This is a genomic window from Polaromonas sp. JS666 (assembly GCF_000013865.1).
Taxonomy (GTDB): domain Bacteria; phylum Pseudomonadota; class Gammaproteobacteria; order Burkholderiales; family Burkholderiaceae_C; genus Polaromonas.
Genome location: NC_007948.1, coordinates 487001 through 500943 on the forward strand (window position 1 = coordinate 487001; position 13943 = coordinate 500943).

Here is a 13943-nt window from a genome sequence, read left to right on the forward strand (position 1 = left end):
GGTCTCGCCCCGGCGGGCGACTCACTTTCTCTTGCGTCGCCAAGAGAAAGTAAGCAAAGAGAAGGCGACCCGCAGTCTGGGTCCCTTCGCTGCGCTACGGGCAACCTGCGCTGCGCCAGAAAAGCGGGGGTCCGCGCAAACTCGCCTGCGGCTCAAACAGCGCGCGGCCCTGATCCCGCGTTTCTTGCGCAGCACAGGCCCAGCCAGGACGGGCTTTGGGGGGGATCGGAATCGGAATCGGAATCGGAGAGCAGAACGCGCGAAGCGCGTTCTGCGGAATTTGGCTGTTGGTATTTGTTTCCCCCATCCCTTCGGGCTGCGCTGATTCAGAAACATCCGTCCTCAATGGCTATTGCACCAGGTGCTATAAATGACTAAAATTCGTCAATGAAACGAGTCTTCAAAACCAAGACCTTTGACCGCTGGGCGCGCAAGGTGGTGAGCGATCTGCTGCTTTGCCAGGCCGCCAGCGAGATAGAGCAGGGTTTGTTTGAGGCGGATTTGGGTGGCGGGGTGTGCAAGAAGCGCGTGGCGGTGCCCGGGCGGGGTACAAGTGGATCGACCCGTACCCTGGTGGCCAAGAAGCACAGGAGTGCCATTTTCTTTCTGGCCGGGCGTGAGAAGAGCCAGCCGGGGTCTGATTTTTCGGACAAGGAAGTGGATGCCACGAAAATCATCGCGTCTAGACTGCAGGCTGCAGACGCTCAAAAACTCGATGAACTGCTTGCGGCTGAAATCCTGAAGGAGATTTGTAATGGCAAATAAAAAACCAACTGAAAAGAACCGCGTTCTGGACGAGATGATGGAGATGGCGCAGGCCCTGCAAGGGCACGAACTTATCTCCAAACAAGACATGGCCAAAATGAAACTCATCTGCCAGAGTCCGCCCGAATACACCGCCGAAAAGGTCACGGCCATTCGAGTGGGAAGGGCAAAGGTCAGCCAATCGGTGCTGGCGTCCATCTTGAACGTGAGCGTTTCAGCCGTTCAAAAGTGGGAGTCACCCAGTTCAGGCAAGCACCCCAGTGGCGCTGCGGCCAAACTGCTTCAGCTCATTGACAAAAAGGGCCTGGAGTCCATTCTTGCTTGAAGCGGGGCGCGCCGCGCTCAACGCAAACCCGGTCCCGCTTCCCCCAAGCAAAAAGCAGACAATAAGCCCATGACGCTGACCGAACTCAAATACATCGTCGCCGTGGCCCGGGAAAAGCATTTTGGCAAGGGCGCCGAGGCCTGCCATGTCTCGCAGCCGACGCTCAGCGTCGCCATCAAGAAGCTCGAGGAAGAGCTGCAGGTCAAGCTGTTTGAGCGCAATGCCAATGAAATTACCGTCACGCCGCTGGGCGAAGAGATCGTGCGCCAGGCGCAAAGCGTGCTGGAGCAGGCCGAGAACATCCGCGAAATTGCCAAGCGCGGCAAAGACCCGCTGGCTGGCGCCTTGCGGTTGGGGGTGATCTACACCATAGGCCCCTACCTGCTGCCCGACCTGGTGCGTCAGGCCATCGCCAAAACACCGCAAATGCCGCTGATGCTGCAGGAAAACTTCACCGTCAAACTGCTGGAGGAATTGCGCACCGGCGAGATTGACTGCGCTATCCTGGCCGAGCCGTTTCCCGACACCAACCTGGCGATTGCGCCGCTCTACGACGAGCCCTTCATGGCGGCCGTTCCCAGCGCCCACGCGCTGGCCGCGCGCATCAGCGTGTCTGCCGAAGAGCTCAAGAAGGAAACCATGCTGCTGCTGGGCAACGGGCACTGCTTTCGCGACCATGTGCTGGAGGTCTGTCCGGAGTTCGCGCGCTTTTCCAGCAGCGCTGACGGCATCCGCAAGAGCTTTGAAGGCTCGTCGCTGGAAACCATCAAGCACATGGTAGCTGCGGGCATGGGCATCACGCTGGTGCCGCGTCTGGGCGTGCCCAAGGAAGCGCTGCTCGAGGCGCCGGTGGCCAAAAAACCCGCCAAAGGCAAGGCAGCGATGGCGGCCGCAGCGGCTGCCGCGCAGCCCAACTTCATCAAATACCTGCCGTTTGAAGGGCACGTGCCCAGCCGGCGCGTGGTGCTGGCCTGGCGCCGCAGCTTCACGCGCTATGAAGCGATTGCGGCGTTGCGCAATGCCATTTACGCCTGCGAGTTGCCGGGTGTCACACGATTGTCCTGATGCAACGATGAGCCTCTCCCAACCTGGAATTTCGCAAGCGGTGCCCACCGTCGGGCGCTATGCTTTTTTCTCGATCACAGCCCCGGCTGCCGCGCAGCCGGCGGTCCTGCGCCAAAGCCTGCAGCGCCTCGCTCCGCTGGTGGACGGCCAGGCCGTGGTGGCTGCCTTCGGCGCCAGGCTGGTTGCGGCCCTGGGCGGAACAGTCCCGGGCCTGCGCGACTTTCCGGTCCTTTCGGAGGGTGCTGTGGAGGTTCCGGCCACGCCGACCGCGCTGTGCCTGTGGCTGCGCGGCAGTGACCAGGGTGACTTGGTGTTGCTGACGCGGCGACTGGAAAAGGCGCTGGCGCCGGCCTTTCACCTGGATCGCGTGATCGAGTCCTTTCGCCACGGCCGGGGGCCGACCGGCCACGGCCGCGACCTCACGGGCTACGAAGATGGCACCGAAAACCCGGAAGGCGAGGCGGCCGATGCCGCCGCTTTCGTGCAGGGCCTGGGCGCGGGACTCGACGGATCGAGTTTTGTCGCTATCCAGCAGTGGCTGCATGACCTGGATGCGTTCGAAGCCATGAGCCGGGCCGAGCAGGATAACACCGTGGGCCGGCGACGCAGCGACAACGAAGAACTGGAGGACGCACCCGAATCGTCCCACGTCAAACGCACCGCACAGGAAAGCTTTCAACCCGAGGCTTTTGTGCTGCGCCGCTCCATGCCGTGGGCGCTGCATGCGCCGGGCGGCAGCAAGGTCGGTTTGGTGTTTGTGGCGTTTGGCTGCTCGTTCGATGCGTTTGAAGCGCAGATGCGCCGCATGGCGGGGCTGGACGATGGCATTGTGGATGCGCTGTTTCGTATCTCCAGACCGGTCAGCGGGGCCTACCTGTGGTGTCCGCCCATGCAGGCTGGCCGGCTCGATCTGCGGCAGCTCGGCTTGTGATGCTGCGCCGCAAACTGGGTCTTTACCTTGCGCTGATCCGCTGGAACCGTCCGGCGGGCTGGCTGCTGCTGCTCTGGCCTACGCTGTCGGCGCTATGGGTGGCCTCGCACGGCTTTCCGGGCTGGCACTTGCTGACGGTGTTCACGCTGGGAACCATCCTGATGCGCAGCGCGGGCTGTTGTGTCAACGATGTGGCGGACCGGGACTTTGACCGGCATGTCAAGCGCACGGCCCAGCGGCCGGTCACCAGCGGCCAGGTGTCGGTGCGGGAGGCGCTGGTGCTGGGTGCCGTGCTGGCCCTGCTGGCGTTCGGCCTGGTGCTGACCACCAATGCCGCCACCATCGCCTGGTCCTTTGCTGCGCTGGCCGTGACGCTGGCGTACCCCTTTGCAAAGCGTTATGTGTCCATGCCGCAGGCGGTGCTGGGCGTGGCTTTCAGTTTTGGCATTCCGATGGCATTTGCCGCCGTGCAGTCCCGCGTGCCGCTGCTGGCCTGGGTTCTGCTATTGGGCAACCTGTGCTGGGTGATTGCCTACGACACCGAGTACGCCATGGTGGACCGCGACGATGACCTGAAGATAGGCATGAAAACCTCGGCCATCACGCTGGGGCGGTTCGATGTGGCGGGGGTCATGCTCAGTTACCTGGTGTACCTGTCGGTTTGGGCTCTGGCCCTTGCCGACATTCCGCAAGCAGCTATTTATTGGATGGCAATCGGGCTGGCAGGGCTGCAGGCGCTGTGGCATGGCTGGCTGATCCGCAAGCGTGAGCGCGACGATTGCTTCAAGGCGTTTCGTCTCAATCACTGGCTGGGCTTCACGGTGTTTGCCGGTATTGCCCTGTCCTATCTGGCAGCTTGAGTCCGGCTGACCAGCCTGCATTGAAAAAGAAAAAGCCCGCGCGCGGCGGACCCGGTATCAGGCTGGTTGTTTGAACACGATCAGGCGGCGCCGAACTCGTCACCCAATTCGCCAGCGCGTTGCCGGGCGGCCTCGATGGCCTGCATGAACTGCTGCTTGATGCCTGCCTGCTCCATCGAGGTGAGGGCCGCATAGGTGGTGCCGCCCTTGGAGGTGACGCGGGCGCGCAGGACTTCGAGCGGCTCGTCCGATGCGTGGGCCAGCGCCGACGCGCCGACGAAGGTTCCCACGGCCAGCTTGCGGGCCTGCTCGGGTTCCAGGCCCATGTCCGTGCCGGCCTGGATCATGGCCTCAAGGAAGTAAAACACATAGGCTGGCCCGGAGCCGGACAGCGCGGTCACGGCATCCAGCTGCACTTCGTCGTTCAGCCACAAATACTCACCGGTGGTCTGGATCACGCGTTCGACCGCCGCACGGTCCGCGGCGGTGGCGGCGGGGCGGGCAAACAGGGCCGTCATGCCCTTGCCCACCAGTGCCGGCGTGTTGGGCATGGAGCGCACCACGCGCTCGGTGCCCAGCCACTGCGCAATGCTGTCCGAGCGGATGCCGGCGGCCACGCTCAGGTGCAGGGCGGCCTGGGTGTGGGCGCGGGCTTGCGCTGCCGCCTCCTTGAAGGTCTGGGGCTTGACGGCCCAGACGACCAGGCCGGCGCTGCTCAGCGAAGCGCCCGGGGCGTCGCTGACCGCCACGCCGAACTGCTGCACAAGCCTGGCCCGCTGCTCGGCAAAAGGTTCCACCACCTGGATCTGCCCGGCCGGAAGGCCCTGCTTGAGCAGGCCGCCAATGACGGCGCTGGCCATGTTGCCGCCGCCGATGAAGGCGATGTGTTCGTTGCTGCCTGGGTTTGGGGTGCTCATGTTCGTGTCGCTCGCTTTAGTTCGGCGGCGTTGAAGTTTCCGCCCGAAAACGAATTGTCGCCGACCCGGCAGGCCCGGGCTTACGGAAGCACCGTCTGCCTGACGGCATGCTCCCACCGATTCATCAACGCCGCCGCGCTGTCGGCGCCCAGGGTAGGCAAAAACGTCCGCTCCGCGCGCCACATGCCGGACAGCTCGTCCGTGCTGCGGTACACCCCGCTGGAAAGGCCGGCCAGGTAAGCCGCGCCCAGGGCCGTGGTTTCAATCACCGCCGGTCGCAGCACCGGAATGCCCAGCAGGTCGGCCTGGAACTGCATCAGCAAATCATTGGCGCACGCCCCACCGTCAACGCGCAGCTCGGCCAGGGGCGCCGCACCGCTGCTCACCGCATCCCGGCTCATGGCCTGCAGCAGGGCGGCACTCTGGTAGGCAATGCTTTCCAGCGCGGCACGCGCAATATGGGCCACAGTGGTGCCGCGGGTCAGCCCGGTGATGGTGCCGCGGGCATCGGGTTTCCAGTAGGGGGCGCCCAGGCCGGTGAAGGCCGGCACCATCATGACGCCGCCGGAGTCGGGCACGCTTTGCGCCAGCGCCTGCACCTCGCCGCTGCCCTGGATGGCGTGCAGGCCATCGCGCAGCCACTGCACCACCGCACCGCCGACAAACACGCTGCCCTCCATGGCAAATTCGGGGTGCGCCGTGGTTTGCGCGGCGCTGGTGGTCAGCAGGCCGTTGTGCGAGGTCTGGAATTGCGTGCCGGTGTGCATCAGCATGAAGCAGCCGGTGCCATAGGTGTTTTTGGCCATGCCTGCCTTGAAGCAGGCCTGGCCAAACAGCGCACTTTGCTGGTCGCCGGCGACGCCGCCGATCGCTATCGCGTGGCCCAGCAGCTCGGGCCGGGTTTCGCCGTAGTGCGCGCTGGACGGCAGCACCTGGGGCATGAGCGAAGCGGGAATGCCCAGCAGGTCCAGCAGCTCGGCGTCCCACTGGTTGGTGCGCACATTGAACAGCATGGTGCGCGAGGCATTGCTGACGTCAGTGGCGTGCAGCGCGCCGCCCGTCAGTTGCCACATCAGCCAGCTGTCGATGGTGCCAAAGGCCAGCTCGCCGCGTTCGGCCTGCGCGCGCACGCCGGGTACGTTGTCGAGCAGCCACTTGAGCTTGGTGCCCGAAAAATAGGCATCAATCAACAAGCCGGTCTTGGACTGGATCAGCGCTTCCTTGCCCTGCTCGCGCAGTTGCGCGCAGGTCGCTTCGGCGCGACGGTCCTGCCAGACGATGGCGTTATGGATGGGTTGGCCGGTCGCGCGGTGCCACACCACCGTGGTTTCGCGCTGGTTGGTGATGCCCAGGGCGCGAATGTCGCTCGCTTTCAGTCCCGCTTTGCCGAGCGCTTCGCGCGCCGTGGCCAGTTGGGTGCGCCAGATTTCCATCGGGTCATGTTCGACCCAGCCTGGTTTGGGATAGATCTGGGGCAGCTCCTGCTGGGCCTGGGCCACGATGTGGCCCAGCTCGTCAAACACAATGCTGCGGGAGCTGGAGGTGCCCTGGTCAAGGGCGAGCAAATAAGTCATGGCTTCAATCGGCGGGGGTAGGGGCTTGATGGGGCTGACGGATCTGATGCTGCCTCAGGCGTGGGCTATTTCACAGATCACATTGGCCTCTTCCAGCAGGGCGGGAAAAGGTTCGGGTGGCGCCTTGTCGGTGAACAGCCTGTCTATCTGGGACAGCTGGGCCAGCTCGACCATGGCCGGGCGGTTGAATTTGCTGCTGTCGGCGGCCAGCCAGACCTCGCGGGCGTGCGCAATGATGGCCTGGGCCACCTTGACCTCCCGGTAGTCGAAGTCGCGCAGGGAGCCATCGGGCTCGATGCCGGAGATGCCAATGACGGCAATGTCCACCCGGAACTGGCGTATGAAATCGACCGCTGCCTCGCCCACGATGCCGCGGTCGCGCGCACGCACCACGCCGCCGGCCACGATGACTTCGCAGTCGGGATTGCCGCACAAAATCTCCGCCACATTCAGGTTGTTGGTGATGACCCGCAACCCCTTGTGATGCAGCAGGGCCTTGGCAACAGCCTCGGTCGTGGTGCCGATGTTGAGGATCAGCGAGCAGTCGTTGGGCACGCGTTGGGCCACGGCACGGGCAATGCGCGCCTTGCCTTCGGCGCTGAGGCTTTTGCGTTGTTGGTGCGCAATGTTCTCGACGGTGGAGCTGGGCACCCGCACGCCGCCATGAAAGCGTGCCAGCAAACCGGCATCTGCCAGGCGCTGCACATCGCGCCGCACGGTCTGCAGGGTGACACCCAGCTTGTCGGCGAGTTGCTCAACAGAGGCCGCGCCATGGGCGCGTACGAAGTCAAGAAGCTTGATTTGCCTGGGGTTGGAGTTCACGGGGGTACGCATGACAAGAGTTTTTCACACTCTATATCGAAACAAAAGGAAAAGACTAAGGGAAAACTATTAGACAAAACGATCACAAAAGAACAACAATAGAGCCAATTCGAACTTTGACGAAAACCATGCGAGGGGTGTCTTTGTTGTTTGCCATTTCATTTTTTCAGGACGTGGCGTTCGTTGCCAACGTGCTGCGCGGGCCCGTTTTGTTCCGGGTGGCGTGATGCAGCTGGCACTTGACCACATCAGCAAGAAAGTCGGCGCGGAGCACTGGTTGTACGAGTTAAGTCTGGCACCGCGCAGTGGCGAGGTGACGGTGCTTTTGGGCGCCACGCAAGCCGGCAAGACCAGTCTGATGCGCATCATGGCGGGGCTGGATGTGCCCACCAAAGGCCGGGTGCTGGTGGACAACGCCAACGTCACCGCAACGCCGGTGCGCGAACGCAATGTCGCCATGGTGTACCAGCAGTTCATCAACTACCCGTCGCTCAAGGTGTTTGACAACATCGCATCCCCGCTCAGGCTGCGCGGCGAGCCCAACATTGACCAGCAGGTGCGCAGCCTGGCCGGGCGGCTGCATATCGAGATGTTTCTGGACCGCTTGCCGGCCGAACTTTCCGGCGGCCAGCAGCAGCGCGTGGCCCTGGCGCGGGCCCTGGCCAAGGGCGCGCCCCTGATGCTGCTTGATGAGCCGCTGGTGAATCTGGACTACAAGCTGCGCGAAGAACTGCGCGAAGAGTTGACGCAGTTGTTTGCCGCCGGCGATTCGACCGTGATTTACGCCACCACCGAGCCCGGCGAAGCCTTGCTGCTGGGCGGCTACACCGCCGTGATGGATGGCGGTGAGCTGCTGCAGTACGGGCCAACGGCAGAGGTGTTTCATACGCCCCAGTCGCTGCGGGTGGCGCGTGCCTTCAGCGACCCGCCGATGAACCTGATTGCCGCGCTGCCGGTAGGGCAGGGCGTGCAACTGGTGGGCGGGCCGGTGCTCAGGATGGCTGTGCCGTCCGTGTCGGCACAGCGCCTGGCGACGCTGACGGCAGGCATTCGCGGCAGTGCACTGCGCATCGAGGAGCGCGCGGGCGATGTGGTGCTTGCGGGCAGGGTCGAACTGGCAGAGATCTCCGGGTCTGACACCTTTGTGCACGTCGCCACGGCGGCCGGTGAACTGGTGGCTCAGCTGACGGGCGTGCATTACTTTGATCTGGGGGTGCCGCTGACGCTGTACCTGGATCCCGCCCAAGCCTATGTGTTTGATGCGGCCGGTGCGCTGCTGGTCGCGCCCGGGCGCAAGGGGGGGCGTTGAATGGCGCGTATTGATCTTGATCTGGCCCATGCCTACCGGCCCAACCCGCGCCAGGACAGCGACTACGCGCTGCTGCCGCTGAAGATGAGCTTTCGCGATGGCGGTGCTTATGCGCTGCTCGGCCCTTCCGGCTGCGGCAAGACCACCATGCTCAACATCATGTCGGGCCTGCTGGTGCCTTCGCAAGGCAGCGTCAGGTTTGACGGCTTGGACGTGACACGGGCCTCGCCCCAGCAGCGCAACATTGCACAGGTGTTCCAGTTCCCGGTGATCTACGACACCATGACCGTGGCCGAGAACCTGGCTTTTCCCTTGCGCAATCGCAAGGTGGCGGAGGCACAGATAAAAAAACGCGTGGGCGAGATTGCCGAGATGCTCGACATGAGCGGCCAGCTGAACCACCGCGCGTCCGGCCTGGCGGCCGATGCCAAGCAAAAAATCTCGCTGGGGCGTGGCCTGGTGCGCCCTGACGTGTCGGCGGTGTTGTTTGACGAACCGCTCACGGTGATTGACCCCCACCTGAAATGGCAGCTGCGGCGCAAGCTCAAGCAGATTCACCACGAACTCAAGCTCACCTTGATTTATGTGACGCATGACCAGGTCGAGGCGCTTACCTTCGCCGAGGAAGTGGTGGTCATGACGCGGGGCCGGGCCGTGCAAACGGGTTCGGCCGATGCGCTGTTTGAAAAACCAAGCCACACCTTTGTCGGGCATTTCATTGGTTCGCCCGGCATGAACTTCTTGCCCGCCGTCGTGCGGGCCGGGGTGCTGCGTGTGGCGGGGCAGGTGCTGGTTCTGCCAGCCGACCGGGCGCTGCCGGACGGTGACCTCAAACTGGGTGTGCGCCCCGAGTATGTGGTGCAAGCGCCGCCCGGCGACCCGGCTGCGCTGCCCTTCAAAGTGACGCTGGTGCAGGACATCGGTACCCATGTGATGCTGACGGCCACGATTGGCGAGCACACGCTCAAGGCGAGGCTCAAGCCGGAGGCCGAGGTGCCGCAAGCCGGTCAGCAAGTCTGGCTGCAGGTCATGGGGCCGCACACCTGTTTTTATATCAACGAAGAATTGGTGGCCGCATGAGCGCAGCGCAGAACCGCTTCAAGCAAGCTCGCATCCCCTCGGGGGGCAGCGCAGTACACGCAGTGACAAGCGTGGGGGTAAATCCATGAGCACAACAACCAAACCCGTGAACCAGAAGGCCTGGCTGCTGGTGTTGCCCGTCATCATCTGCGTGGCGTTCTCCGCGATTTTGCCGCTCATGACGGTGGTGAATTATTCGGTGCAGGACATCATCTCGCCGGAGCGGCGCGTGTTTGTCGGCACCGAGTGGTTTGCCGCGGTGATGCGCGACGAAGACTTGCATGCAGCACTGTGGCGGCAACTGACTTTTTCACTGGCCGTGCTGGCCGTGGAGATTCCGCTGGGCATTGCGCTGGCGCTGTCGATGCCGGCGCAGGGCTGGAAAGCCTCCCTGGTGCTGGTGCTGGTCGCCCTGTCGCTGCTCATCCCGTGGAATGTGGTGGGCACGATCTGGCAAATCTATGGCCGGGCCGACATCGGCTTGCTGGGCGCGATGCTGCAGAAGATGGGCTTTGACTACAGTTATACCGGCAACGCCAGCCATGCCTGGGCGACGGTGCTGATGATGGATGTATGGCACTGGACGCCGTTGGTGGCCTTGCTGTGTTACGCCGGTCTGCGCTCCATTCCCGATGCGTACTACCAGGCGGCGCGCATCGACGGCGCCAGCAAATTCGCCGTGTTCCGTTACATCCAGCTGCCAAAAATGCGCGGGGTGCTGATGATCGCCGTGCTGCTGCGCTTCATGGACAGCTTCATGATTTACACCGAGCCCTTTGTGCTGACGGGCGGCGGGCCAGGCAATTCAACGACCTTCCTGTCGCAGTACCTCACGCAAAAGGCCGTCGGGCAGTTTGACCTCGGTCCCGCAGCGGCCTTCTCGTTGATTTACTTTTTGATCATCCTGCTGCTGTGCTTCATCTTGTACAACTGGATGAAGCGCGTGGGTACCCAAGAGAAAGAAGGTGAACAATGAGCGCAGCGCCGGGCCGCCCCGAGCAAGCTCGCGCCCCCTCGGGGGGCAGCGACGACAAGAAGTGCAGAGCGTGGGGGCAACATGTCTAAGCCAAAATTCCAGGCGCGGACGCTGTTCCTGATCGCCTACATCGTCTTTGCCCTGCTGCCCATCTACTGGATGGTCAACATGAGTTTCAAGACGAATGCCGAAATCGTGTCGAGCTTTTCGTTTTTCCCCCAGCATTTCACCTGGGACAACTACAAGACCATCTTCACCGATCCATCCTGGTACTCGGGCTACATCAACAGCCTGATCTATGTGGCCATCAACACGGTGATCTCCATCACCGTGGCCCTGCCTGCCGCCTATGCGTTTTCACGTTACAGCTTTCTGGGCGACAAGCATGTGTTTTTCTGGCTGTTGACCAATCGCATGACGCCGCCGGCGGTATTCCTGCTGCCCTTCTTCCAGCTCTACACCACGGTCGGGCTGATGGATACGCACATCGCCGTGGCGCTGGCGCATCTGCTGTTCAACGTGCCGCTGGCGGTGTGGATTCTGGAGGGTTTCATGAGCGGCATCCCGCGTGAGATTGATGAGACCGCCTACATCGACGGCTACTCGTTTCCCGGGTTTTTTGTCCGCATTTTCCTGCCGCTCATCAAGGCCGGGGTTGGCGTGGCGGCCTTCTTCTGCTTCATGTTCAGCTGGGTGGAACTGCTGCTGGCGCGCACGCTGACCAGCGTCAATGCCAAGCCCATCGTCGCCACCATGACCCGAACTGTTTCGGCGTCGGGCATGGACTGGGCGACGCTGGCGGCGGCCGGTGTGTTGACCATCGTGCCGGGCGCCATCGTGATCTGGTTTGTGCGCAACTACATCGCGAAGGGTTTCGCGATGGGCAGAGTGTGACTCTCCCCGAAGCGCCTTTGGCGCCTCTCCTCAAGGGGCGACGCCTGCAGACCGGCAAAGCCGGATCGGCGGCGTCAGCTTGGGCAGGCACGACCTTTGCCTTCGTATTGGACAGTCTGGAGGATGGATATGTTTGAGTGGATGGCCTGGACGACACCGGTCGCGGTATTTTTCAGCTGCATCGTTCTGATGCTGGTTGGCATGACGGCCTGGGAGCTGAGGTCTCCGACACGTCTGGAGCGCGGCTTTTTGCCGATGGAGACCACGCGCGGTGACCGTTTATTCATCGGTCTGCTGAGTGCCGCGTATGTGAACCTGATTTTTGTGGGCATCAGCGGCAAGCTGGCCGGCTGGTTGAACCTGGAGGCAGACCCTTCGATCTGGATCAGCTTTGTTTTTTCCATGGCCTTGCTGGCATTCATCATGCGCAAGGGGTAGCGCTTCGGCGGCTAGAAAAAGGAATCCGGCTCATGTTTCCCCGGAGCCGAACAAGCCTTCATCAACGGGGAGTGAACCAATGAGGAGACAAGAGTCATGAAGATGCGTAACACACGTCGGACGGCACTGGCACTGGCCGCTGCCTGCGCAATGGCCGGGCCCGGCTGGGCAGACGAAGCCGCCGCCAGAAAATGGATTGACGCTGAGTTTCAGCCATCCACCCTGAGCAAAGACAAGCAACAGGCGGAGATGAAGTGGTTTATTGATGCCGCCAAAAAGCTGCAGGCCAAGGGCGTCAAGGAAATCTCGGTGGTGTCGGAAACCATCACCACGCACGAATACGAATCGAAGACGCTGGCCAAGGCCTTCGAGGAAATCACCGGCATCAAGGTCAAGCACGACCTGATCCAGGAGGGTGATGTGGTCGAGAAGCTGCAGACCTCGATGCAGTCGGGCAAGTCGATTTATGACGGCTGGGTTTCCGACTCCGACCTGATCGGTACCCACTACCGCTACGGCAAGATCATGAACCTGACCGACTACATGGCCGGCAAGGGCAAGGACTATACCAACCCTGGGCTGGACCTGAAGGACTTCATCGGCACCAAGTTCACGACGGGTCCTGACGGCAAGCTTTACCAGTTGCCCGACCAACAATTCGCCAACCTCTACTGGTTCCGCGCCGACCTGTTTGCGCGTCAGGACCTGAAAGACAAGTTCAAGGCCAAGTATGGCTACGACCTGGGCGTGCCGCTCAACTGGAGCGCTTACGAAGACATCGCCGAGTTCTTCAGCGTGGACGTGAAAACCATCGACGGCAAACCCATCTATGGCCACATGGACTACGGCAAGAAAGACCCGTCGCTGGGCTGGCGCTTCACCGACGCCTGGCTCTCGATGGCCGGGACTGCCGACATCGGCGCGCCCAACGGCTTGCCGGTTGATGAGTGGGGCATCCGCGTGGCAGCAGACAAATGCACACCGGTCGGCGCTTCGGTTTCACGCGGTGGTGCCACCAATTCGCCCGCAGCCGTTTATGCGCTCACCAAGTACGTCGACTGGATGAAGAAGTACGCGCCCAAGGAGGCCACCGGCATGACCTTCGGCGAAGCCGGGCCGGTGCCGGCGCAGGGCCAGATTGCCCAGCAGATCTTCTGGTACACCGCCTTCACGGCCGACATGACCAAGCCGGGCCTGCCGGTGGTGAATGCCGACGGCACGCCGAAATGGCGCATGGCACCCGGCCCGAACGGTCCGTACTGGAAGCAGGGCATGCAGAACGGCTACCAGGACGTCGGCTCGTGGACCTTCTTCACCAACCACGACGCGGACCGCACCGCCGCGGCCTGGCTGTACGCGCAGTTCATCACCTCGAAGACCACGTCGTTGAAGAAGACGATCGTGGGCCTGACGCCGATCCGCGAGTCCGACATCCAGAGCAAGGCCATGACCGACATGGCGCCCAAGCTGGGCGGCCTGGTCGAGTTCTACCGCAGCCCGGCACGCGTGGCCTGGTCGCCCACCGGCACCAACGTGCCCGACTACCCCAAGCTCGCGCAGCTCTGGTGGAAGAACGTGGCCGAAGCCGTGACCGGTGAAAAGACACCACAAAAAGCCATGGACAACCTGGCCGAAGAAATGGACAACGTGATGGGTCGTTTGCAGCGTGCCGGCATGGCCAACTGTGCGCCCAAGCTCAATCCTAAAGGTGATCCGGCCAAATACCTGAGTGACAAGGCGGCACCGTGGGCCAAGCTGGCTAACGAGAAGCCAAAAGGTGAAACCATCAACTATGACAAGTTGCTGCAAGCCTGGAAAGACGGAAAAGCGCGTTAATCCGAAGGGCTTGGGGCGTCGATTTGCAGCCGACGATTCCCAAGTCCGACAGGCTCCCCCGGGTGTGGGGCACCCCGAGGCCCGGTTGCTGCTCGATGCAGCAAGCTGCTGTTGGCGTGGCCCGGACAGGCTCCCCCGGGTGTGGGGCACC

14 protein-coding genes are annotated in these 13943 nt (G+C 62.7%); 11 read left to right on the plus strand and 3 right to left on the minus strand.

Translation table 11 applies throughout. From position 1 onward, the window contains the following. Positions 1–387: 387 nt before the first annotated feature. The 5 genes from BPRO_RS02325 to ubiA all read left to right on the plus strand — a co-directional run bounded on the left by BPRO_RS02325 (position 388) and on the right by ubiA (position 3946). Entirely contained in the window at positions 388–765 is a 378-nt protein-coding gene (locus tag BPRO_RS02325) for a type II toxin-antitoxin system RelE/ParE family toxin (RefSeq protein WP_011481441.1), read from the plus strand. Next, positions 755–1090 carry a helix-turn-helix domain-containing protein gene (locus tag BPRO_RS02330; RefSeq protein ID WP_011481442.1) on the plus strand — a complete coding sequence of 112 codons (336 nt, stop codon included), beginning with the start codon at positions 755–757 and terminating at the stop codon, positions 1088–1090. Before BPRO_RS02325 ends, BPRO_RS02330 begins: the two co-directional genes overlap by 11 nt. 69 nt (positions 1091–1159) lie before the next feature. Further along, positions 1160–2155 carry a LysR substrate-binding domain-containing protein gene (locus tag BPRO_RS02335; RefSeq protein WP_011481443.1) on the plus strand — a complete coding sequence of 332 codons (996 nt, stop codon included), beginning with the start codon at positions 1160–1162 and terminating at the stop codon, positions 2153–2155. Between the two features lie 7 nt (positions 2156–2162). Then, positions 2163–3086 carry a Dyp-type peroxidase gene (locus BPRO_RS02340; RefSeq protein WP_011481444.1) on the plus strand — a complete coding sequence of 308 codons (924 nt, stop codon included), beginning with the start codon at positions 2163–2165 and terminating at the stop codon, positions 3084–3086. Continuing rightward, entirely contained in the window at positions 3086–3946 is an 861-nt protein-coding gene (gene ubiA / locus BPRO_RS02345) for a 4-hydroxybenzoate octaprenyltransferase (RefSeq protein ID WP_011481445.1), read from the plus strand. The genes BPRO_RS02340 and ubiA overlap by 1 nt, the downstream gene beginning before the upstream one ends. Positions 3947–4026: 80 nt before the next feature. Here ubiA and proC read toward each other — a convergent pair whose 3' ends face one another. The 3 genes from proC to BPRO_RS02360 all read right to left on the minus strand — a co-directional run bounded on the left by proC (position 4027) and on the right by BPRO_RS02360 (position 7259). Next, positions 4027–4863 (minus strand): pyrroline-5-carboxylate reductase, encoded by an 837-nt coding sequence (gene proC / locus BPRO_RS02350; protein WP_011481446.1) that lies wholly within the window; start codon positions 4861–4863, stop codon positions 4027–4029. 80 nt (positions 4864–4943) lie between these two features. Beyond that, a complete protein-coding gene (glpK, locus tag BPRO_RS02355) occupies positions 4944–6437 on the minus strand; it encodes a glycerol kinase GlpK (protein ID WP_011481447.1) in 1494 nt (497 codons plus the stop codon). Positions 6438–6491: 54 nt separating this feature from the next. After that, a complete protein-coding gene (locus tag BPRO_RS02360; RefSeq protein WP_041389149.1) occupies positions 6492–7259 on the minus strand; it encodes a DeoR/GlpR family DNA-binding transcription regulator in 768 nt (255 codons plus the stop codon). A gap of 226 nt (positions 7260–7485) precedes the next feature. On the opposite strand from BPRO_RS02360, the gene BPRO_RS02365 reads away from it, so the two are divergent. From BPRO_RS02365 to BPRO_RS02390, 6 genes are all read left to right on the plus strand, one after another. Continuing rightward, positions 7486–8568: an ABC transporter ATP-binding protein gene (locus BPRO_RS02365; RefSeq protein WP_011481449.1), complete on the plus strand. Its 1083-nt coding sequence runs from the start codon at positions 7486–7488 to the stop codon at positions 8566–8568. After that, positions 8569–9648 (plus strand): ABC transporter ATP-binding protein, encoded by a 1080-nt coding sequence (locus tag BPRO_RS02370; RefSeq protein WP_011481450.1) that lies wholly within the window; start codon positions 8569–8571, stop codon positions 9646–9648. Between the two features lie 85 nt (positions 9649–9733). Beyond that, entirely contained in the window at positions 9734–10624 is an 891-nt protein-coding gene (locus BPRO_RS02375; RefSeq protein ID WP_011481451.1) for a carbohydrate ABC transporter permease, read from the plus strand. An 81-nt stretch (positions 10625–10705) separates the two neighbouring features. Next, positions 10706–11518 (plus strand): carbohydrate ABC transporter permease, encoded by an 813-nt coding sequence (locus BPRO_RS02380; RefSeq protein WP_011481452.1) that lies wholly within the window; start codon positions 10706–10708, stop codon positions 11516–11518. A 129-nt stretch (positions 11519–11647) separates the two neighbouring features. Further along, positions 11648–11956 (plus strand): DUF2160 domain-containing protein, encoded by a 309-nt coding sequence (locus BPRO_RS02385; protein WP_011481453.1) that lies wholly within the window; start codon positions 11648–11650, stop codon positions 11954–11956. Positions 11957–12052: 96 nt separating this feature from the next. Continuing rightward, the gene (locus tag BPRO_RS02390; protein ID WP_011481454.1) at positions 12053–13792 is read left to right on the plus strand and encodes an ABC transporter substrate-binding protein; all 1740 of its coding nucleotides are present in this window, start codon (positions 12053–12055) and stop codon (positions 13790–13792) included. Positions 13793–13943 lie beyond the last annotated feature (151 nt).